The organism is Massilia phyllosphaerae, from assembly GCF_034659755.1.
In the GTDB taxonomy this organism is placed as follows: Bacteria; Pseudomonadota; Gammaproteobacteria; order Burkholderiales; family Burkholderiaceae_D; genus Telluria; species Telluria phyllosphaerae.
This window is the reverse complement of record NZ_JAXSQX010000003.1, coordinates 242,984-264,493: the sequence shown is the minus strand read 5'-3', so window position 1 is coordinate 264,493 and position 21,510 is coordinate 242,984. Positions and strand designations below refer to the sequence as shown.

General features: G+C 62.5%; 16 protein-coding genes and 1 tRNA gene. 9 read left to right on the top strand and 8 right to left on the bottom strand.

What is annotated here, in order from left to right; genetic code table 11:
* Positions 1-169 precede the first annotated feature (169 nt).
* From U1H99_RS13760 to U1H99_RS13750, 3 genes are read left to right on the top strand one after another with little or no spacing between them, the layout of a single operon-like run.
* Positions 170-1,819: an ArnT family glycosyltransferase gene (locus U1H99_RS13760; protein WP_323142303.1), complete on the top strand. Its 1,650-nt coding sequence runs from the start codon at positions 170-172 to the stop codon at positions 1,817-1,819.
* 53 nt (positions 1,820-1,872) lie between these two features.
* Complete coding sequence (locus U1H99_RS13755) at positions 1,873-2,832, top strand: glycosyltransferase family 2 protein (protein WP_323142671.1); 960 nt, start codon at positions 1,873-1,875, stop codon at positions 2,830-2,832.
* Positions 2,829-3,224, top strand: coding sequence for a GtrA family protein (locus U1H99_RS13750; protein ID WP_323142302.1), 396 nt, complete (start codon positions 2,829-2,831; stop codon positions 3,222-3,224). Before U1H99_RS13755 ends, U1H99_RS13750 begins: the two co-directional genes overlap by 4 nt.
* Positions 3,225-3,243: 19 nt before the next feature.
* On the opposite strand, the gene U1H99_RS13745 is transcribed toward U1H99_RS13750, so the two are convergent.
* A complete protein-coding gene (locus U1H99_RS13745) occupies positions 3,244-4,152 on the bottom strand; it encodes a c-type cytochrome (protein ID WP_323142301.1) in 909 nt (302 codons plus the stop codon).
* A 178-nt stretch (positions 4,153-4,330) separates the two neighbouring features.
* On the opposite strand from U1H99_RS13745, the gene U1H99_RS13740 reads away from it, so the two are divergent.
* The 6 genes from U1H99_RS13740 to U1H99_RS13715 all read left to right on the top strand — a co-directional run bounded on the left by U1H99_RS13740 (position 4,331) and on the right by U1H99_RS13715 (position 12,748).
* Positions 4,331-4,406, top strand: a tRNA-Arg gene (locus U1H99_RS13740).
* Positions 4,407-4,817: 411 nt separating this feature from the next.
* Positions 4,818-6,107: a nucleotide sugar dehydrogenase gene (locus U1H99_RS13735; RefSeq protein ID WP_323142300.1), complete on the top strand. Its 1,290-nt coding sequence runs from the start codon at positions 4,818-4,820 to the stop codon at positions 6,105-6,107.
* Positions 6,108-6,397: 290 nt separating this feature from the next.
* Complete coding sequence (locus U1H99_RS13730; RefSeq protein WP_323142299.1) at positions 6,398-7,777, top strand: TIGR03013 family XrtA/PEP-CTERM system glycosyltransferase; 1,380 nt, start codon at positions 6,398-6,400, stop codon at positions 7,775-7,777.
* A gap of 75 nt (positions 7,778-7,852) precedes the next feature.
* Positions 7,853-9,928, top strand: a complete 2,076-nt coding sequence (gene prsK / locus U1H99_RS13725) for an XrtA/PEP-CTERM system histidine kinase PrsK (RefSeq protein WP_323142298.1) — start codon at positions 7,853-7,855, stop codon at positions 9,926-9,928.
* Positions 9,929-9,953: 25 nt separating this feature from the next.
* Entirely contained in the window at positions 9,954-11,315 is a 1,362-nt protein-coding gene (gene prsR, locus U1H99_RS13720) for a PEP-CTERM-box response regulator transcription factor (RefSeq protein ID WP_141836270.1), read from the top strand.
* Complete coding sequence (locus U1H99_RS13715) at positions 11,312-12,748, top strand: right-handed parallel beta-helix repeat-containing protein (RefSeq protein WP_323142297.1); 1,437 nt, start codon at positions 11,312-11,314, stop codon at positions 12,746-12,748. The genes prsR and U1H99_RS13715 overlap by 4 nt, the downstream gene beginning before the upstream one ends.
* A gap of 18 nt (positions 12,749-12,766) precedes the next feature.
* Here U1H99_RS13715 and U1H99_RS13710 read toward each other — a convergent pair whose 3' ends face one another.
* The 7 genes from U1H99_RS13710 to U1H99_RS13680 form a co-directional block, all read right to left on the bottom strand.
* Positions 12,767-13,666, bottom strand: coding sequence for a glycosyltransferase family 32 protein (locus U1H99_RS13710; RefSeq protein WP_323142296.1), 900 nt, complete (start codon positions 13,664-13,666; stop codon positions 12,767-12,769).
* Between the two features lie 262 nt (positions 13,667-13,928).
* Positions 13,929-14,789, bottom strand: a complete 861-nt coding sequence (locus tag U1H99_RS13705) for a hydrolase 1, exosortase A system-associated (RefSeq protein ID WP_323142295.1) — start codon at positions 14,787-14,789, stop codon at positions 13,929-13,931.
* Entirely contained in the window at positions 14,779-15,621 is an 843-nt protein-coding gene (locus U1H99_RS13700; RefSeq protein ID WP_323142294.1) for a hydrolase 2, exosortase A system-associated, read from the bottom strand. The genes U1H99_RS13705 and U1H99_RS13700 overlap by 11 nt, the downstream gene beginning before the upstream one ends.
* Positions 15,618-15,866 (bottom strand): acyl carrier protein, encoded by a 249-nt coding sequence (locus U1H99_RS13695; RefSeq protein WP_141836256.1) that lies wholly within the window; start codon positions 15,864-15,866, stop codon positions 15,618-15,620. Before U1H99_RS13695 ends, U1H99_RS13700 begins: the two co-directional genes overlap by 4 nt.
* A gap of 30 nt (positions 15,867-15,896) precedes the next feature.
* Complete coding sequence (locus U1H99_RS13690; protein ID WP_323142293.1) at positions 15,897-17,357, bottom strand: oligosaccharide flippase family protein; 1,461 nt, start codon at positions 17,355-17,357, stop codon at positions 15,897-15,899.
* 37 nt (positions 17,358-17,394) lie between these two features.
* On the bottom strand, positions 17,395-18,318 hold the full coding sequence (locus U1H99_RS13685; RefSeq protein WP_323142292.1) for a hypothetical protein: 924 nt from the start codon (positions 18,316-18,318) through the stop codon (positions 17,395-17,397).
* Between the two features lie 214 nt (positions 18,319-18,532).
* Positions 18,533-20,608, bottom strand: a complete 2,076-nt coding sequence (locus tag U1H99_RS13680; protein WP_323142291.1) for a hypothetical protein — start codon at positions 20,606-20,608, stop codon at positions 18,533-18,535.
* Between the last annotated feature and the right edge of the window lie 902 nt (positions 20,609-21,510).

The following is a 21,510-nucleotide window of genomic DNA, read 5'->3' as shown; positions in this document are numbered from 1 at the left end:
CTGCGGCCGTCGGATGACGGCCGCATTGCTGTCCGCCACACCATCTCCTCATGTTCAACATCGTGCCGCAGCCCCAAATACAACAGAATTCGGTACGAATGTATAAAAATTACAAATCCGTATAAAATTTGATTTGAAGCATTATTAATTGTCCATCTCGACCTCCTGAATGCAAGCTCTTACCAAGAGGCCATCGGCTTCCTTCCTGTTCCTGGCTTATCTGGCCGCCGTCGCCGTCGGGACGTTTGCCATGGTCCTCGCCAAGGCTTATCAATCGGGTTTTTCCGGCGCAGATGAACCTTCCCACTTCCTCAACGGCTATTTCATCGCGCAGTACCTGAGTACTCACCTGGGCGCCAATCCGATGGCGGCCGCGGCCGATTTCTATGTCCACTATCCGAAGATTTCGATAGGCCATTGGCCGCCCGCCTATTACGGTTTCCTGGGACTGCTGTTCATGGTGCTGCCGCCGACGATGCCGGTGGTCTTCGCGCTGAATGTGTTGCTGGCCGCGCTGCCGGCGGTCGGCATCGCCGCCGCGCTGGCCCTGCTGGCCGATCGCCGCGCCGCCATCGTCGGCGTGCTGGTGTATGCCCTGACGCCGCTGGTGCTCGAGGGCCATGCGATGTTCATGGTCGACCAGCCGCTGGCCGCCTGCCTGGTGGCCGCCACCGCCTTGTGGATCGCCTATGCGGCGGCCCCAGGCTGGGGCAAGGCGATCGGCTTTGCGCTGCTGGCTGCGCTGGCCGTGCTCATGAAGGGCAATGGCTGGCTGGTCGTGTTCATTCCGGTATTTCATATCGCGCTGACCGCCAACTGGAAGCAGCTGCTGTCCATCAAACTGTACGTGGCCGCCGCGCTGATGGCGCTGCTGGTGGTGCCGTGGTACGTGCTGACGGCGAAAATCGCCGCCGACGGCTTCAATTACCAGGCGGGCCTCCCGTATGCATCGCAGGCCCTGCTGGCCAACCTGCTCACGCTGTCGCACAACCTGACGCCGGCCGGCGTGCTGCTGGCCCTGTTGGCAGTGGTGGCCGAATTCCGCCAGCGTGCGCGCTCGGCGCTGCGCTGGTCGATCGTCAGCGGCATCCTTAGCCTGGTACTGGCCACGCTGCTGCTGCAGTCGCTGGTGCCGGTCGATATCGTCGACCGCTACATGGCGCCGGCCCTGCCGGCGGTGGTGGTGCTGGCCATCCTCGGTGTCCAGCATCTGCTGGCCATGCTGGCGCAACGCGGCGCCAGGCCGGCAGCGGCGCTTGCCACTGCCGTGCTGGCGGTGGTGATGGCGGTGCCCGGCGTGATGCATCTGGCGGCGCGCCCGCCCAAGGCCGACACCGGCATCGGGCTGCTGTCGCAGGCACTGGCGCCCGCCAACCGCCCGACGCTGACCGTGATCGACGGCCCGGCCGGCGCGGAAGGCGCCTTTATTGCCGAGATGGCGGTGCACGACAGCCACCTGCAGGGCTATGTGATCCGCGCGTCCAAGCTGCTGGCCGATTCGAATTTCATGGGCAGCAGCTACACCCTCAAGTACAGCAATGCCGGGCAGGTGCTGGCGGCATTGCACCGCCTCGGTGTGCAGCACGTCGTCATCGTGCGCCAGCGTAATAATCCGGCCTATCCCCATAGTACCCAGATGCGCGACGCGCTGATGGGTCCGGACTCCGGCTTCATGTTGACCCAGCGCCTGCCGCACCAGTACCGCGACGGCGTGACGGAAGTCTATGAAACCCGCGGCACCGTCACCCCCGACATCGCGGCCGTTCGCGAGATGGGCATTCCCGCCAAAGCCAACAAGCTAACCCAATTACAGCAGTAAGGAACATCATGGAATCCTCTTTGAGAACCCCGCAGAATGTCGTGCCGATGGACATGACGAATGCCTCCCTTGCCGGGTTCGAGATCGCAGTCATCTTGCCTTGCTACAACGAGGAAGCGGCCATCGGCGCTGTCGTCGAAGGCTTCCGCCGCGAGCTGCCGCAAGCCCGGATTTATGTCTACGACAACAATTCAAAGGACAAGACGTCCCAGGTCGCCGCCGCTGCCGGCGCCATCGTGCGCAGCGAAACCCTGCAAGGCAAAGGCAATGTCGTGCGCCGCATGTTCGCCGACGTCGACGCCGACATCTACCTGATGTGCGACGGCGACATCACCTATGATGCCGCCAGCGCACCCACCCTGATCGCCAAGCTGATCGCGGAAAACCTGGACATGGTGGTCGGTTGCCGCGTCGACTCCGAAGCCGCCGCCTACCGCGCCGGCCACCGCTTCGGCAACGCCTTGTTTACGGGCTTCGTCGCCAACCTGTTCGGCAACCGCTTCACCGATATCCTGTCCGGCTACCGCGTGTTCTCGCGCCGTTACGTGAAATCCTTCCCGGCGCTGTCGAACGGCTTCGAGATCGAGACCGAACTGACCGTGCACGCGCTCCAGCTGCGCATGCCGATCGGCGAACTGAATACGCCCTACGGCGCGCGCCTTGAAGGCTCGACCAGCAAGCTGTCGACCTACCGCGACGGCTTCCGCATCCTGTTGATGATCACCAAGCTGTTCAAGAACGAGCGCCCGCTGTTCTTCTTCACCATCATTTTCGCGCTGCTGGCCCTGCTGTCGCTGGGCTTGTCGCTGCCGGTGCTGCTGACCTACCTCGAGACCGGCCTGGTGCCGCGCCTGCCGACCGCCGTGCTGGCGGCAAGCACGATGCTGCTGGGCTTCCTGGCACTCACCTGCGGCCTGATCCTGGACACGGTCACCCACGGGCGGCGTGAACTGAAGCGCCTGGCTTACCTCACGGTGCCCTCGGTCGGTGCCATGCTCGGAAAACGGACTTGAAACAGTTCCTGCGCTTTTGCATGGTCGGTGCGCTCGGCTTCGTCACCGACTTTTCCATGCTGTATCTGGGCGTCAAGGTGCTGGGATTGGGAGCGGTCAGCGGCCGGATCCTTTCGTTCCTGATCGCCGCCACCGTGACCTGGAAGGTCAACCGGCATTTCACCTTCGTCCAGCAGGGGCAGGGGTCGCTGCGCGAATGGGCGCAGTATCTGCTGCTGACTAGCCTGGGCGGCGGCATCAACGTGATCGTCTATACGATCTGGCTCTGGCTGACCGACCACAGCACGCTCAACCTGTTCCTGGCCGTCGCCGCCGGCTCGGCCGTTGCGCTGGCGTTCAACTTCGCCATCTCGAAGTACGCCGTGTTTACGCGCCGCCAGGCCGCGTCGTAGCTGGCGGCCGGCGGCTCGCTTATTTTGCCGCCGCCACCATGTAGTCGACGGCCGCCCGGACGTCGGCATCCGGCGCCGCCGAACCGCCTTTCGGCGGCATCACGCCGGCCTTGCCCTGGAAGCCCTTGATTGCATGCTCGTACAGCACCGCATTGCCCTGGGCGATGCGCGCTGCCCAGCCGGCCTTGTCGCCGACCTTCGGTGCGCCCGCGATGCCGGCACCGTGGCAGGCGACGCAGGCCGTGTTGAACAGGGCCTTGCCGGTATCGGCGCTGGCACTGGCGAGGGCGGCCGGCGGCGCTGCAGCCGGCGCCGCTGCTGCAGCCGTGGCCGGTGCCGAGGCAGCAGCAGGGGCTCCCTCAGCAGCAGGCGTACCCGCAGCCGGTGCGCCGGCCGCAGGGGCCGCCGCCTGCTGGGTGGGGGCCGGCGCTTCCGGTTCCTTGAACTTGGCGCCCGCCTCGTTGCCCATGTAGACCACGGCACGTGCCACTTCGATGTCGTCCAGGTCCGGGTTGCCGCCCTTGGCCGGCATCAGGCGGATACCCTGCACGGCATGCTGGACCAGCGTGTCGTAACCCTGCTTGATGCGCGCGGCCCAGGCGCCGGCATCGCCCAGCTTGGGGGCGCCAGCAGCGCCGCTGCCGTGGCAGGCCGCGCACACCGCGGTGTATACGGCCTGGCCGCTCTGCAGGACTTTCGGGGCGTTGGCATCCTTGAAAGTGAAACCCTCGTCGGCCACCGGGCGGATACGGGCGCCGATGGCTTGCGCGGTCTGTTCTGAGCCGGCCCCCTGCAGATGGGTATTGGTGACGAAGGTGACGAGCAGGATGATGCCGATGACGATGACGAGGAAGAAACCTGCGACCGCAACGATGAGTTGCTTGGGTGTCTGGATCAGGGATTGCTGTTCATTGTGTGCGTCGCTCATGATTTCCTTAATCTAATTAAAAAAACCTGTCTCCTGCGCTGCGGATGCTTGTTTGCAATACCATCCGCGCCCGATTATAGACCCAAAAATCGTTAATGGAAACGCAATTACTGGCTGGCAGCGCCGGTTCCCATAGACGACGGTCGGGAAAGACTGTATCCTTCGCATCACTCTCAGCGCGGCTGTAGCTCAGTGGATAGAGTATTGGCCTCCGAAGCCAAGGGTCGCTGGTTCGATCCCAGCCAGCCGCGCCACCTTTCTTCCTGTTTTCTCACTTTTCCCCTTGTTTGCCTCCTGTGCGCACCTGCACGCGCTGCTGCGCATTTGTCTCTATCTGTCTCGTTGTGCAATATTGTGTCTCCAATGTTGCGCACGATAGATGAGCGCCTGCGGCGGCGCCATCGAAAATGATACTATTACATGCTCTAGGCATAAGAATGTTGCCCAAAAGATCACGGTAGCAGAATACTTCCCTTGAGAAAATGGCAGTATTTCATGGTTCGGGTGCGTATCAGGCACCATCGCGTGGAGGTCGTAAGGCCTGTCATGGCCGGTAACTTGTTGTTTCTATTTGACTATCCACGTACTTTTGCTGGGAAGTATCGGTTTTTCCGTGTTATATTAAATGTTATACAATTTGCAAAAATTGGATCGGAACCGATAAAATGAATGCAGAAGCAGTCGTTGCAGTAGTTGGACTCGGGTACGTTGGTTTGCCACTGGCGGTCGCATTCGGCAAGCGGGGCAGGACGCTCGGCTTCGATTTGTCCGTCACCAAGATTGCGCATTACCGCAGCGGCGTCGATCCCAGCGGGGAAGTCGCGGCTGCCGACTTGGCTGCGGCGGCGCAGCTCGAATTCACGACCGATCCGGCGTGCCTGGACGCCGCCGATTTCATCATCGTCGCGGTACCGACCCCGGTCGACGGCGCTCACCAGCCGGATTTCACGCCGCTGGCCGGCGCCACCACGCTGATCGGCCGTCACATGAAGCCCGGGGCGACCGTGGTATTCGAGTCGACCGTGTATCCGGGTGCTACTGAGGAAATCTGTATTCCGATCCTCGAGCGCCAGTCCGGCATGCGCTGGCGGCGTGACTTCCACGTCGGGTTTTCGCCGGAACGCATCAATCCGGGCGACCGCGAGCATACGCTGGCGACGGTCCCGAAAGTGGTGTCCGGCGACGACGACGCCACGCTGGCCCGGATCGCCGCGCTGTACGAATCGGTGGTCGACGCCGGCGTGCACCGGGCGTCCGCGATCAAGGTGGCCGAGGCGGCGAAAGTCATCGAGAACACCCAGCGCGACCTGAACATCGCGCTGATGAACGAGCTGGCGATCATTTTCGACAAGATCGGCATCGATACCAGCGACGTGCTGCGTGCCGCGGGCACCAAATGGAATTTCATGCCCTTCCGTCCGGGGCTGGTCGGCGGCCATTGCATCGGCGTCGATCCGTACTACCTGACGCATAAGGCCGAGATGGTCGGTTATCACCCGCAGGTCGTCCTGGCCGGCCGCCGCATCAATGACGGCATGGCCAAGTTCGTGGCCGAGAAAACCGTCAAGTCGATGATCTCGTCGGGTTTCCACGTCAAGGGCTCGACCGTCAACGTGGTCGGCCTGACGTTCAAGGAGAACTGCTCGGACTTGCGCAATTCCAAGGTGGCCGACATCGTGCACGAGCTGGCGTCCTATGGCTGCGACGTGCACGTGCACGACCCGCTGGCCGATCCGGGCCAGGCGCGCCACGAATACGGGATCGAGCTGGAGAACTGGGACAGCCTGCCGCGCGGCGACGCGATGGTGGTGCCGGTCGGGCACCGCGAGGTGATGGAACACTCGTCCGACGAGTTCTGCGCCAAGCTCAACGACGGTGGCTGTTTCATCGACGTGAAGGCGCAGTTCGACCCGAAAACCTTCAGCCAGGCAGGCTACAGCGTCTGGCGCTTATAAGAATGGCATGCGTTTGATAATGATTGCCAAAAATGATGCTTTGAATCAAGTCTACAACGCTTTGGCGTGCGTTCGTAGCGTGCTCAACGGCGTGTAAGGTATGATGAACGCTTTGCTGTCCGGGAACTTTGCGCATGCCGCTGCACGGGTCCCGGAATACGCCGATTTCCGCCGCGGCGATACACGGCACTCGCAGGCGGACATGTCCAGGGCACTCAACACCGCCCATGTTTTCCAAATAATCAAGAAGAAGCCCGGGAGTTATCGTGTTTAGGATTTCTAATCACTACGTGTCGAAGATCGTATTCGTTCTGCTGTTCGTCGAGGTGCTGGTGCTGCTTGGCGCAGCCTATATCGGGGCGACGGTGCGTTTCATGGAGCTGGGCCCGGGGGCTTCGCTGCCGAACATCGACCACTTCCTGACTTCGGCCATCGCCTTTACGGTCGCCATCATCTTCAGCATGAGCGCGATGGGCATGTACCAGCTCGACTTCAACGAAGGGCTGCGCAACCCCTTCCTCATGAAACTGATGCCCTCGTTCGTGATGGGCTTCCTGATCCTGACCCTGGTGTTCTACGTGGCGCCCGACCTGTACTTCGGCCGCGGCATCCTGGCGCTGGTGTTCGGCATCGGCGGCGTCGGCATCGTCGTATCGCGCATGGTGTTCTTCAAGACGTCCGAACTGCGCTTCCTCGAAACCCGCATCCTGTTCCTCGGCAGCGGCCCGCTGGCCAAGGAATGCAGCGACCTGGCCCAGCAGAGCGCCAGCTACCACCGTTACCACATCACCGGCTTCATCCCGACCCCGACCGAAGAGCTATGCGTGCCGTCCACCGGCCTGCTGTCGGCGCGCGAGAACGAGTCGCTGGTGGCGCTGGCGCGCCGCCACAACGTGCAGGAAATCGTGGTGTCGGTGCAGAACCGCCGCGGCGGTTTCCCGATCAAGGAACTGCTGGAGTGCAAGCTGGCCGGCCTGAAGGTGACCGATGCCGCCACCTTCTTCGAGCGCGAAACCTGTCCGATCCGGGTCGACTCGCTGCAGCCGTCGTGGCTGGTGTTCGGCGGCGGCTTCGACCAGAGCTTCGTGCGTACCTTCATGAAGCGCAGCTTCGACATCATCTGCAGCACCCTCATCCTGGTGCTGACCTTCCCGCTAATGCTGGGTGCGATGCTGGCGGTGTGGTTCGAGGACCGCGGTCCGGTGTTCTACTCGCAGGAACGCGTCGGCATGGATGGCGAGATCTTCCGTGTGCATAAATTCCGCAGCATGCGCATCGACGCCGAAAAGGGCGGCAAGCCGCAGTGGGCGCAGCAGAACGACCCGCGCATCACGCGCGTCGGCAACTTCATGCGCAAGACCCGTATCGACGAGCTGCCGCAGATCCTCAACGTGTTCAAGGGCGAGATGTCCTTCGTCGGCCCGCGTCCGGAGCGCCAGTACTTCGTCGAGCAGCTGATCGAGGTGGTCCCGTATTACAACGTGCGCCACAGCGTCAAGCCGGGCATCACCGGCTGGGCCCAGGTACGCTACGGCTACGGTTCGTCGGCCGAGGATGCATTGCAGAAACTGCAATACGACCTGTATTACGTGAAGAACAACAGCCTGTTCCTCGACGTCCTGATCCTGATCGATACCCTGAAGGTCGTGCTGTTCCGCAGTGGCCGCTGATCGGGCCGACGGTTTTACTCATACTTGCGGCCGCCTGTGCGGCCGTTCATCGTTCCTATCCGTGACTAAGATCGCGTGACCAACATCGCTGCCTCGAGTTACCTGCTGGCCGCCATCGGTTTCCTGGTGCTGGGCCTGCCCGTGCTGTCGGGCTGGCGCGGGCGTGCCCAGCGCATCACGCTGCCCCTGGCCTGCCTGGCCAGTGCGCTGTGGGCCGGGGTGCTGTCCTGGGAAGCGGGACTCGGGGTGCTGTGGAGCCCCTTGTCCGGCCTGCTCGAAGTGGTGCGCGACGGCGCCTGGGCATTGTTCCTGGTGGCGCTGCACGGCCACTGGCGCGACGAGGCCGGCCGCCTGCGCCGCTCGCTGACCATCGCCGCCGCCTGCTACCTGACGCTGGTGGTGCTGCTCGCCCTGGCACTGGCCGGGCACGGCACCGGTCTCCTGGTCGCATTCGGCAGCCTGCCGATGCTGGCCGCCTTCGTCGGCCTGTCGGTGTACGGCATGCTGCTGGTGGAACAGGCCTACCGCAATAAAACCATTGAAGAGCGCTGGGCCACCAAGTTCGTCTGCCTCGGCGTGTGCGGCATGTTCGCCTATGACTTCTATATGTACAGCAACACCATGCTGTTCCGCGAGCCGAATCCCGACCTGTGGACCGCGCGCGGCGTCGTCAACGCCCTGACGGTGCCGCTGGTGGCGGCCTCGCTGGCGCGCCGCCGTTCCTGGACCACCTCGTTCTCGGTGTCGCGCCGCGTGATGTTCCATTCGGCCGCCCTGTTCGGCTCCGCGATCTACCTGCTGGCGATGGGGACGGTGGGTTATTACCTGCGCTATGTCGGCGGGCGCTGGGGCACGGTGATGCAGACCGGCTTCCTGTTCGGCGCCGTCTGCCTGCTGGGCGTGATCCTGTTTTCGGGCACGGCGCGCTCCTGGCTGAAGGTCTCGATCAGCAAGCATTTTTTCCGCTACAACTACGACTACCGCGAAGAGTGGATGCGGTTTACGCGCACGCTGTCGGAGCGCGGCCCGAACCTGGGCGACCGTGCGATCCAGGCGCTGGCGGCGCTGGTGGAAAGCCCGGGCGGCGTGCTGTGGCAGCGCGAGGGCGCCCGGTTCGCGCCGCGTGCCTACTGGCAGGCGCCGGCGGCCGATGCGGTCGAGCCGGAGCATTCGCCGTTCTGCCGCTTCCTGGAAAGCACCCAGTGGGTCATCGACCTCGACGAATACGTCGACAGCCCTGACAAATACGAAGGCCTGGCCGTGCCCGACTGGGTGCTGGACCTGCCGCGGCGCTGGATCGTGGTGCCGCTGATGCTGCACGAAAAGCTGTTCGGCTTCGTGGTGCTGCAGCGCGCGCGCAGCCCGCTCAAGCTGAACTGGGAAATCTTCGACCTGCTGGAAATCGCCGGCAGCCAGGCCGCCAGCCACCTGGCCCAGGAAGACGCGGCCAATGCGCTGATGGTGGCGCGCCAGTTCGAGTCCTTCAACCGGATGTCGACCTTCGTCGTGCACGACCTGAAAAACTTGGTGGCCCAGCTGTCGCTGATGAACGCCAACGCCGAGAAGCACAAGAACAATCCCGAGTTCCAGCAGGACATGCTGGAAACCCTGAACCACTCGGTGCAGAAGATGAAGCTGCTGCTGCAGAAGCTGTCGCGCACCGAAAATGCCGACAACAAGCTGCCGCTGGCGATCGACCAGGTGGTGCGCGGCGCGGTGGCGCTCAAGAGTGCGTTCGAGCCGCACCCGCAACTGGTGGTCGAGGCGCCCGGCTTGCGCGTGCTGGCCGACCGCGAACGCCTCGAGCGCGTGGTCGGGCACCTGATCCAGAATGCGATCGAGGCCACGCCGCGCGACGGCCATGTCATGATTCGTGTCGGCATCCGCAACGACGACAAGCGCCCGCAGGACGCGGTCGAGATCGAAATCAGCGACACCGGCGAAGGCATGAGCGAAGAATTCATCCGCGAGCGCCTGTTCAAGCCTTTCGACTCGACCAAGTCGGCCGGCATGGGCATTGGCGTGTTCGAGAGCCGCGAATACATCACCGAGCTGGGCGGGGCGCTGGAAGTGAGCAGCCGTCCCTCGCTCGGCACCACGTTCCGGGTCGTGCTGCCGCCTTACCGCGAAGCAGCGCCGGCCATGACCTGAACGCCCGCTTGAACAGAGGACATCCGTGACCCAAACCAAACCGAAACTGCTCATCATTGAAGACGATCCAGGCCTGCAGAAGCAGCTGCGCTGGAGCCTGGATGCCTACGACGTGGTCGTCGCCGGCGACCGCGAGGCGGCGCTGACGCAGATCCGCCGCCACGAACCGGCCGTGTGCACCATGGACCTCGGCCTGCCGCCCGATCCGGACGGCTCGACCGAAGGCCTGGCCACGCTGCAGCAGATCCTGGCGCTGGCGCCGGACACGCGCGTGATCGTCCTGACCGGCAACCAGGACCATGCCAACGCGGTAAAAGCGATCGGCATGGGCGCCTACGATTTCCACCAGAAGCCGGTCGATCCGGAAGTGCTGAACCTGGTGATCCAGCGCGCCTTCTTCCTGCACACCCTGCAGCAGGAAAACCGCCGCATGCAGCAGTCGCAGGCGGATTCGCCGCTGTCGGGCGTGATTTCGCGCGACCCGGGCATGCTGAAGGTGTGCCGTACCGTCGAAAAGGTCGCGCCGACCTCGGCCTCGGTGATGCTGCTGGGCGAATCCGGCACCGGTAAAGAAGTGCTGGCGCGCGCCGTGCACGCGCTGTCGCCGCGTGCCAAGGGCCGCTTCATGGCGATCAACTGCGCGGCGATTCCGGAAAACCTGCTCGAAAGCGAACTGTTCGGCTACGAAAAGGGCGCCTTCACCGGCGCCGCCAAGCAGACCAAGGGCAAAGTCGAGCTGGCCCACGGCGGCACCTTCTTCCTCGACGAGGTCGGCGATCTGCCGATGGCGCTGCAGGCCAAGCTGCTGCGCTTCCTGCAGGAGCGCGTGATCGAGCGCGTCGGCGGCCATGAGGAAATTCCGGTCGACGTGCGCATCGTGTGCGCGACCCACCAGAAGCTGAAGGACCTGTGCGCCCAGGGCCGCTTCCGCGAAGACCTGTATTACCGCCTGTCGGAAATCGTGGTCAACATCCCGCCGATGCGCCAGCGGGAGGGCGACGCCGCGCTGCTGGCCCACCATTTCAAGAATAAATTCTGCGCCCAGGAATCGCGCGCATCGCTGCACTTCGCGCCCGACGCGCTGGCGGCGATCGAGGGCTATGCCTGGCCGGGCAACGTGCGCGAGATGGAAAACTGCATCAAGCGCGCCGTCATCATGGCCGATGGCAACACCATCGTCGCCGACGACCTCGGCCTACCCGAGAGCGGTGCCGAGGAAGAGCCGCTCAACCTGCGCCAGGTGCGCGACGAGGCCGAATATAAAGCCATCGTCAAGGCACTGGCGCGTACCGACGGCAACATCGTCAAGGCGTCCGAGGTGCTGGGCATCAGCCGGCCGACCATGTACGACCTGATGGGCCGGCACGGGATCAAGGTCAACGCGTGAAGCGTGTCCGCTCAAGCCGCACGGGCCGCGGGCGCCGCCTGCTGCTGGCCTGCGCCGCGCTGGCCGCGGTCGGGCTGGTCGGCGCTGCGGTCACGATCGAACAGCTGGGCATTGCGCCGCGCACGCTCGCGCCCTACGTGGCAAAACGCAGCAGCGGCCACAATCCGACCATCGTCGGGCTGGGCCGCTTCGCCAGCGAGACCCTGGTGGCACTGGATCGCGGCACGCCAGCCATGCCGGCCGACCTGGCGCTGATGCTGGGCGCCCAGGCGCAGCCGGCGGGCACGAGCCGGCCGGGCGGCGTGCTGGTCGCTACGCCCGACGAGCTGCGCGCGGCGATCGCGAATGCCCAGCCGGGCGAGGTCATCACCTTGCTGCCCGGGACCTACCGCTTCAAGGAACGCGCGATCGATGCCAACCGGCCCGGCCGCGACGGCGCCCCGATCGTGGTGCGCGCCGCCCGTCCCGGCAGCGTGCAGGTGGAGTTCGAGCAGGTCGAGGGTTTCCGGGTAAGCGCGCCTTGGTGGCGCTTCGAAAACCTGGAAATCCGCGGCGTCTGCAGCGACGACACCTACTGCGAACACGCCTTCCACGTGGTCGGCGCCGGCCGCCATTTCGCCGCCGTCAACAACAAGATCGCCGACTTCAACGCGCACTTCAAGATCAACGGCGGCGGCGAGGATTTCCCGGACGATGGCCTGATCGAATCGAACACGCTGTACAACACGCGGGCGCGCAAGACCGCTAATCCGGTGGTGCCGATCGATTTGGTGGCGGCCAGCCGCTGGACCGTCCGCACCAACGTCATCAAGGATTTCGTCAAGCTCGAGGGCAACCAGGTCAGCTACGGTGGGTTTGCCAAGGGCGCAGGCAGCGCTAACGTGTTCGAGCGCAATCTGGTGTGGTGCGAAGACAAATTGCGCGGGCAGCCGGGCCAGCGGGTCGGGTTGTCGCTCGGCGGCGGCGCTACCGGCGCCGAGTGGTGCCGCGACCGCAAGTGCATCACCGAGCAACAGGGCGGCGTCATCCGCGCCAACCTGGTGGCATCCTGTTCGGATGTGGGGGTTTATCTGAACAGCGCCGCCGACAGCCGCGTGGAAGACAATACACTGGTCGACACGACCGGCATCGACGTGCGCTTTGCAACCAGCAGCGCGCGGCTGGATGGCAACCTGGTCGATGGTCCGATCCGCACCCGCGACGGTGCTTTGCTGCACCTGGGCGACGACCGCACGGTGCCGCTGTGGCACGCCTATCTGGGGGACCACCCGGTAAGGGCGCTGTTCCGTGCGCCATTGGAGGGGGATTTTTCGTGGAAGGAGGAGGCACCGCAGCGCGAGGGCGGCCGCAAGGGCCTGGACTTGTGCGGCGCCGGACCCGTGCGGGCCTACGGCGCCTTCGACGACTTCGCCGCGTGCCGCCACAGGCCTTGACGGCGGCGGACTGGCACTTCAGCGGCGCTGGGCCTTGCTCATTTCCCTTTCCGCGCGCTTGGCTTCCTCGCGTTTCGCGATTTCCGCTGCTTCACGTGCCAGGACCGACGCCGGTTTGTCGATCGGCGCCAGCTTGGCGTCCGTGTAGCGGCGCAGGGTATGATCGTAGGTCAGCTGGACCAGCTTATAGAACTGGTTGCTGACATGCTTGAACGGCGTCAAGCGGACCACCGGCGCGGTCTGGCGCGTGTAATGGCCCTTGAAAATCTTCGCGTGTCCCTGGTCGCCATCGATGATGTTGTACTCGAGGCCGAACACGTTGCGCCCGTCGACCATGCGGTGCGGATGCTTCTCGCGGATGCGCTCGATCGCCAGCGTGTAGGGAATCGGACCCGTCAGACGCAGGGTACCGTTCTTGCCGGCCTGGTGCAGGGAGGGCAGGTAATGGTCGATGTTGAACAACACCTGCTCGATCACCGCTTTCAGGTAGGGATGTCCCGGCGCGCTAATCACATGCCATTGCTGGAATTCGCCGCCCAACAGGTCGCGCAGGTCGAACACCAGGCCCCAGTGCTCGAACTGGCCATCGGCGCTGTGCCATTTCGACAGGATGTAGCGGTCGTCCGGGCGCAGCACCGAATCCAGCGGCAGGGTGGCGCTGCTCTTAATGTCGAGATAGACGCCACCGACCTTGTACAGCAGCAGGTAGCGGAACAGGTCGGCACGGGCCGGGCCGTAACGCGGGTCGATGCGCTCGTAATACGCCCAGATCTCCGGCGGATAGTTACCTTTGATGAAGGCTTCGATCTCGTCGTCGCCGTAGAAACGGAATTCCCAGCCGGGATTCAGCGCCTTCATCTTTTCGATGTTCTTTTCGAACAGCGGCGGGATCTGGCGGTTTTCAAAGGCTGGACGCATGCCCACTTGGTGAATGATGCGTGGGATCGACGTGCCCTCGGGGAGTGCAGCGATGTATTCGCGCGCGGGTGGACGATTCAGCGATGGGATCAGAAGGGATTTGAGCGACATTACGGACAGATTAGAGTGTGGGAAATAAACCCAAGGAATGTTGCAAGTCTAACACGAAGAAATCGATTTGCACGTTGTGATACAGGATAAGAAAACCACTATTTTTTTATGTTTGTCGGTCATTTGCATCACAACGCGTTGTATTACGGTTTTATTCCCCACGGATCCACGCGCAGGTCCAGTCCGCCACTTGATCGCGCCACATGCGGCGCGAAAACGTGTGGTCCGCCTTGTCGATCTGGCGGCGGGTCACACGCGGCGCTTCCAGCAGGCGTTTCCACGCCGGCATGGCGGTGGCGGCGTCGCAGAATTCACGTGCGGTTAGATCGGCACCGCTGGTAATGACCAGCATCCGCCCCTGAAAAGCCTGCATGCCGGCCAGAATCCGCTGCGGCAGCGGGGACGGGCGCGAACTGGCGGCGGCATCCGGCTTGCCAGGACTGAAGGCGCTGCGGGCCAGCTTCGCCATCGATGCCAGCGAGCCTGCTAGGTCGAAGCGGCCGCTCAGCAGCTTGCGCCAGAAGTCGCGCTCCAACAGCCGGCCGCGGTAGTAATGCTTGAGGGTGGCGCGCGCCAGGCCGTCGCTCGTGCGCACCCACGGGTTCAGCATCACCACGCCACTGACGCGCGCATCGCTGGCCGCGTACATGGCAATCGCCGAGGCAGCGTCGCACAGGCCCCACAGCACGAGTTCCCGCATGCCGGGCACGGCTTTTGTAAAGGCGTCGATGGCGGCGCACAAGTCGCTGGTGATGGTCTCGAAGTCGCGCAGCGCGCCTTCGCTGTCGCCCATGCCGCGGTAGTCGAAGCGCATGGCGGCGATGCCGTTCGCGGCCAGGCTGCGCGCCAGCAGGGTAAACTGGCGGTGACTGCCAGCGCGGTATTGCGGTCCGCCGACAACGATCAGGACACCTTGGGTAGGCATCGTGTCCGGCATGCTGAGTACGCCGTACAGCCAGTCGTCCCCGCAGCGGAAAGCGAGCGCGCGGTCGTCGCAGTCTTCAATCGACATCGGCGCTCTCCTGCAGGACCGCCACGGTCGCCTGCAGCCAGGCTTGCGATTCCGTGATCTCGGGAGTAATCCAGAACGACGGGCAGGCCAGCGCATGCAGGTGCAGGTCGACGCCGCGGCGCTGCCATTCGGCGCTGACGCGGGTGGTGCCAGCCGCCAAGGCGGCATCGGGCGTGGCAAGCGCCTCGAACCAGTCCACCCGGCAGGCGGGTGCCATGCTGTCCGCTGCCGGCAGCGTATCGATGGCCATGGCCAGTTCGGGCGCCAGGTCGTAGCCGGCGATTTCCAGGGTTGCGCCGTTTTGCAGGGCTTGGCGCAGCATACTGGTGCTGGTCTGCGCACCCTCGTCGAACATGGCGCCGGCGACGCGCAGGCGCAGGAACTGCGTCAGGTAGCTGGCACCGTTCAGCACGGGTTGCCACAGGATCAGCGCATGCGGCGGCTCGGGGGCCTCGTGCGCATAATCAAGCGCAAGCAGGGCGCCCAGACGCAGTCCCCACAAGGTGAGAGGGCGCGCGAGCCGCCGCTGCAGCCAGGCCGCGCCCGCCGCCAGGTCCGATTTCCAGATCGTCCAGCGGGCATCGCCGAAGTCGCCGCTGCTGTCGCCGCAGCCGTACAGGTCGAGCTGCAGGACGCCATAGCCGCAGGCCGCCAGGGCGCGCGCCTGCAGCGCTGCCATCCGGCGCGAACGGTTCATTTCCTCGGCAAACGGGTGAACATACAGGACCGCGCCGCGGCAGACGCCAAGGGGCGGGTGGAACAGGCAGAACCGTCGGCCGGGGGCACTTTCCAGGAAGAAGGGCTCGGCCGGTTGGCTCGGCACGGCGCTCATTCGCCGCGTTTATGTGCGACGAACGCGGCCAGGCTGCCCAAAGTTTCGAAGGTGCTGGCGCTGATCTCGTCATCGTCGATCGCGATGTCGAACTGTTCTTCGAGCGCGGCGATCAGGCTCACCACTGCCATCGAATCGAGTTCGGGAAGACTGCCCAGCAAAGGCGAGTCGGCATCCAAGCGGCTGCCTGCTTCGCCCAAGCCCAGCACGTCAATCAGGATCGTCTTAACTTGGTTGAGGTACATAATCTATTCGTGATTCCGGTCAGGAGGCGATTATACATTCGGGCGCAGCAGTCCGAGCCTGATCCCGATTGGCGCCGCCAAGCGGTGTATTTCCTCGAGCAGCACGTGGCGCGTGACGCGCAGCAGCAGGTACCAGACGGCGGCCAGCGGCACCAGCATGATCAGCAGGCGCGCCAGTGCCGGCAGCGAGGACGGCAGCGCCAGTTGCAGCAGGTAGCCGGTCGCGCCGGTGCCGAGGGCTACCAGCGCGCTCGGCGCCAGTGCACGCAGCATGACGCCAGTCGGGTAGCCGAGATGGCGTGTCTGCTGCAGGCCGACGACCGGCGCGGTGACGATGGTAGCGAGGCACAGCGCCCAGGCGAAGTGAACCAGGCTGCCGTTGAACAGCAGCACGCCGAAGCCGATGCGGGTCAGTACCGATATCATGATCGGCACGGTGCTCAGGTAGGGCCGGCCGATCGCGGTCACCGCCATCGGCACGTAGTGATACATCATGGTCACCGCCGCGGCCAGCGACAGGGCCGGGATGGCGGGTACGGCTTCGAGCCAGCTCGGTCCGTACAGTGCCAGCACGATGTCGTGCCCCAGAATGGCAGTCAGCAGCAGGGCGGCCCAGCCCACGCCGGTCAGCAGGGCGGTGGCGCGCGACAGCGTTGGTGCCAGGGACTCGCCGCGGTGGTAAGTCTGGGCCAAGTAGGCTACGGCACCATAGTTAACGGTAGAACCGGCGATGTAGGTGAAGATCGCCACAGTCGAATTCGCGCGGCTGAGCAGGCCGACCAGGCGCGGGCTGCCGAGCTTGCCCAGCAGCAGGTCGGGAACGGCATTGTTCAGAGAGCCCGCGCAGCTCGACAGCAGCGAGCCCACGCCGAAGTGAGCGACCTCGCGCCAGTGCTTGAACGAAGGCAGCCACGGCAAATCCTTGGGCCGCATGAAAGCGCAGCCGATGCCGCAGGCGATGATGTTGATCAAGTTGGCATACGCCAGCGCCATGCTGCCGAAGCCGAGCTTGGCCAGGGTGATACAGCTGATGCAGAAGCTGCCGGTACCGATTGCCCACAGTACGGCTTCCTTCTTGGCTTCGAAATTACGGGCCAGCAGCGAGTTGGTAATCGACCCGAACGGAATGAAGAAGAAGCCGACGGCCAACACACGCATCACTGGCACCAGTTTCGGTTCCCGGAACCATTCACCGATCCAACCGCTGGCCAGCAGCAGGACTATGGCGATGATCCAGGAGGTGGTGAACACGACGCCGGTCACCGAACGCAATTTGTCCGGAGTCAGCTCTTTTTCGCGCTGAATATAGTTGGTGACGCCGAAATCGCGGAATACGTGGCCCAGATTGACGACCACCGCCGTCATCGAATAAATACCGATTTCGCTCGGGCTCAGGATCCGTGCCAGGATGATGCTGACGACGAACTGGAGAACCGCGGCCCCGGACGTCGAGAAAAAGTTGATGACCAGCGAGCGACGGAGATCTGCCATAAAAACAACTGCGTACTAGAGAGAGAACGGCAACGATTTACGCTGGCGCACTGTTAATCAGGCGAATGGCATGCCGTGAAGCAGCCTCGTATTTGTTATTAATAAAACGCATCGACCCGATGAAATGGTAGAACGCGGTGTCAGCCGTTGCACAGTCCGGCGTGCCGTACTTGGGGAAAGGCAGCGGTTGGACACCCGGCATATTGCTGACCAAGTAGTTGGAGGTGACTTGCTCGGTGCCCCAGCGTTTCCAGTCGTCGCCGAGCTTGGCGCCCATGCGGCGCGAATAATCGGTCATGGTGTCGCGCATCTGGAAAGAGCGCGGAAAACCGGTGAAGCCCGAGCAGCCGCGAATATAGCGGGCGTCCTGCGGCAAACCGACATTGACCATCTCGGTTTCGGCGATCGCTTGGACGTGCGCCCACGGCGCCAGCCAGGGCAAGGCATTCTCGCGGGTCGCTTGCAGCGAGCGGATCGGCGTATCCGGCATTTCGCCGAGCACGAAACCGGTGCCGTTGCGGACCGCGTCCAAGATTTCCGGCACCGGACGCACGGTCAAAGTGTCAGCGTCCAGCTGTACCACGTAGCTATCCTCGACGTAGTGGGCAATCGCGAACAAGCGTTCCCAAGTACCGCCACGCGGGATATCCGGATGCACGAATTCGTGGGCTTCGCGCAGTTCGACATGCGGCAGGTGGCGTTTCAGGACAGCGCGGTCGGCATGGTCGATCGATGGATCGCAGACCACGACGATCTTGGCCGGATTGAGGAAATGCGCAAAGGACTTGACGGCAACTAGGTACGACGAGACGTCGCGCTGGTGCACCATCGATAACAGGGTGAACGGCAGCACGCCCCGTTCGAGGGGGCGGGTTCCCAGGATTTGCCGGGCGACCCTGTGGTACTTCCAGCGCCAATAATCACGCTTGGCACGCCCCATGGCCTTGTTGAATAAAGACATCCTCACTAACTCCCAAATGACCTGCTAAATTGCAAGTTCCTTGCTATATCGCATTACATTATATGCTGCAACGCGGCACGCACACGTGAGCTTACGGGTTTTTTCTATTAAATTCTTGCCAACAATGTAGCGTCAAAGAAAAGCCGGACTTCCTGTCAAGGAAGCCCGGCTCGGTTCAGCCCAGAGCGGGCTGGCGATGATGCGATGCCGACGTTCAGCGTGGCAGGATGGCCCACTGCGGCGCCGAACGGTAATTCGGCTTGGCAGTGCGGTTCATGAAGATCGTCCACGCCTTCTTGGCATCGGCGCCACCCAGCTGGGCGGCAACCGCAAGTGCCGGTTGCATGTTGGCCGGGTAACCCATTGCGCCGTCGGCATAACCCATCATGCGGCCCGCCGGCCATTCAAAGCCGTTGATCGAGCCGAGGAACTCGGCCTGTTCGTTGCTGCCGCACGTCATGTCGACGAACTTCTTGCCATTGCGGCTGGTGGACACTCCACGTACGTCGTCATTGAACATCATGTCGCCGCCGAAGGTGGCCGCGTACACGCCGGCAAAGCTGTCATACAGCGGCGCCGAGCGGCTAGGACGGATGTTCAGGATGTACGCCGAGGCGCCGACCCAGCAGAAGCCTGGCGCCGTCATGCGACCCACGGGGTATTTCGATTTCCATTGGACGATTGGATCGGCCTTGGTGAAGCCGAGTTCGCTCAGGTAACCGAAGCTCCAGGTCAGGAAGTCATCCTGCCATGCACCGAAATTGTCGGCATCGTTGAATGCGCCTTCACCCGAGCCGTCATAGGCACCCAGTTTGTTTGGCTGGCCGTCGACATAAGTCTGCTTGTAGAAGTCCAGGTTATTGCCCAGCTGCTGGACGAAATAATCCTTCATCGGATCGGCGTCGGGCGTGATATAGGCCACCTGACCCAGGGTGCGCAGCGACCATGCCTGGCCACGTACCTGCAGCCAGCGCACCAGGCCCCTGCCGTTACCCGAATTGTTCGGGTCGGTGCCGAGCGGATTGGAAGCTGCCCAGAACTGCAGTTCTTCCAGGTAGTAATAGTCACCCGTGACCAGATAAGGGAGGTAGTCCAGCGACGGCTGGTGGGCGGTATCGTCCGTGTACGGCGTCCATGAGTGGCCCAGGTCGTTGTTCACGTAGCGCGGCACCGGCAACGGGCCCCTGTCGCGCAGGTTGAAGTGGGTCGTCATGTTCTTGTTCGTATCGTTGTCGGTACGAACCGGGCGCCCGGTCTTTTCATCGCGATAGTGGATCGACCAGCTGCCCGCGCCATCGGCTGCGGCCATCATGACTGTCCAAGCGCGCTGGTCCATCGACAGCAGCCACATCACCGACCAGGAAGGCAGTGAGCCGATATCGTTGCGTCCGCCAGTGGTCGGCATATAGGCGGTCACGGGACCGATGGTCATCGGACCAGTATTGCCACCGTTGATGCTCTGGGCCATCGAGCTCAGCTCGCCTTCGCCAGGGGCGAAGCTTGTGTCGTAGTTGGGAACCGCCTTGGTGGCGATCAGGTAAGCCGTATTGAGTTTCACGTTCACTGCCGGCTGGCGGGAGGCATCCCACCAGGCATACTGGTGCCAGCGCGAGTGGTGATAGTGGTCCATGCCGGTCTTGCTGAACACCGACTGACCGTTCAGTTCGAGGTTGACGTCATAATTGACTTTGATTCCCGGTACCCAAGTCTTATTATTTTCGACCACGAACTCGACGCGTGCCTGCTTGTTCAAGCCCGAATACCAGCGCACGTCGAAGCGCGCGGTCAGTTGCGGGTGGGCAACGCCATTCGCATCCTTCAGCGGCGCGCTGACGATCCATTCGTTGGCGACCGTGCCCGACAGCCAGGCGATAGGCGTCGACTGCGCCACGGCATCGGCCAGCGTTGCACTGTATTTCACGCCGTTGAGCGAAATAGTCGTCTTGCCGGTCAGGCCGGCGCTGAGCAGGCCTTGCAGCGTCACCGTGGCGGTGGCAGAGGGGGTCGACTTGACCAGGTTCAGGGTCTGGGTCTGGCCAGCAGCAAGTGAAGGCAGCACGCCGGAAATGATGGCATGACGCACCGAACCGTCGGCATGGGTCGCCTTGACGTTGATCTGCAGCGGCAGCACGGTGCCGTCGGCCAGCTTGGCAGCGACGCCATCGGCTACGCTCAGGGCACCCGGGGCGAACACCTGACCGAAAGTGAATGGCATGTTGGTCTGGGCGCTGCCGGTGCTCTCCAGGCGCACGTCCGTCAACAGGCTGCCAATGACGGTCGGCGTCGTCACGACCGGTGTGGTGACGACAGGCGTAGTCGGGGTGGTACCGATCGGAGTGAGGGCATGACCGCTGGTGATCGTTGCCAGCGATACGTCGCCGCCGGTGGCTGCACCGGATGCACCGGATGCACCGCCACCGCCGCAGGCAACCAGCAGAGCAGCTACTGATAAGACAGCAATAAAACGCAAGGTAGGAGTAGAGGTAGTCGAGCGCATGATCTGGAGGGGTGGAATGGGTAGAGAAGAATTCGGTTTCATGAGTCGCGGCAATTTATTTACCGTAAGAAATTTCACGAGAGAATCAAACTTTACTCCAGTCAATAAAATGTGTGTTCTGTTTTAGGACAAAAACGCCGGGATTCCGCACAAAAACAACAAAAAATATCATCTTTGATACCGAAAGTTTATTTGAGCTTAAGAAGCAAATGAAAAATATTGTCCCGTGTGCTATGCCGATCAGAACAAAAATTTCCATATTTTCACAAAAATTTCCTAAAAGATCACGCTCATGATAATTTTAATAAAATATTTTTATAGCAAATAAACATTTATATTATTACAGTGCAACTTTTTTGTCTATTTTCAACAAAAGAAGGGCATTATGAAGTGATTGATAGAAGAAAGGAATGGATACTTAGCAATCCATTCTTTTTTTTACGTGGAACAGGAAGCGTTAGGGAAAAGCAAGTAGCGGGGCTGTTCAGCTGGGAGCATGCCGCTAAGAAAGATTAAGAAATCATTAAGCGAGATGTTCAGAAAATACTTGATTGCATCTGTAGGGCGAATATGAACAGGCTTTCTCGACGAGAAATAACAATCTCGAATCATAATAAAATTATTTTGATGTTCAAATAACCGAGAGTGAGATTATTGCGTATCAATATATAGCGTAGATCCATTCTTCATCAGGG

Excerpts from the sequence above, each read along its gene's own strand:
- U1H99_RS13760 (WP_323142303.1), top strand. The coding sequence starts at position 170 with ATGCAAGCTCTTACCAAGAGGCCATCGGCTTCCTTCCTGTTCCTGGCT.
- U1H99_RS13755 (WP_323142671.1), top strand. The coding sequence starts at position 1,873 with ATGACGAATGCCTCCCTTGCCGGGTTCGAGATCGCAGTCATCTTGCCT.
- U1H99_RS13745 (WP_323142301.1), bottom strand. The coding sequence starts at position 4,152 with ATGAGCGACGCACACAATGAACAGCAATCCCTGATCCAGACACCCAAG.
- U1H99_RS13735 (WP_323142300.1), top strand. The coding sequence starts at position 4,818 with ATGAATGCAGAAGCAGTCGTTGCAGTAGTTGGACTCGGGTACGTTGGT.
- U1H99_RS13710 (WP_323142296.1), bottom strand. The coding sequence starts at position 13,666 with ATGCGTCCAGCCTTTGAAAACCGCCAGATCCCGCCGCTGTTCGAAAAG.
- U1H99_RS13705 (WP_323142295.1), bottom strand. The coding sequence starts at position 14,789 with ATGTCGATTGAAGACTGCGACGACCGCGCGCTCGCTTTCCGCTGCGGG.
- U1H99_RS13700 (WP_323142294.1), bottom strand. The coding sequence starts at position 15,621 with ATGAGCGCCGTGCCGAGCCAACCGGCCGAGCCCTTCTTCCTGGAAAGT.
- U1H99_RS13695 (WP_141836256.1), bottom strand. The coding sequence starts at position 15,866 with ATGTACCTCAACCAAGTTAAGACGATCCTGATTGACGTGCTGGGCTTG.
- U1H99_RS13690 (WP_323142293.1), bottom strand. The coding sequence starts at position 17,357 with ATGGCAGATCTCCGTCGCTCGCTGGTCATCAACTTTTTCTCGACGTCC.
- U1H99_RS13685 (WP_323142292.1), bottom strand. The coding sequence starts at position 18,318 with ATGTCTTTATTCAACAAGGCCATGGGGCGTGCCAAGCGTGATTATTGG.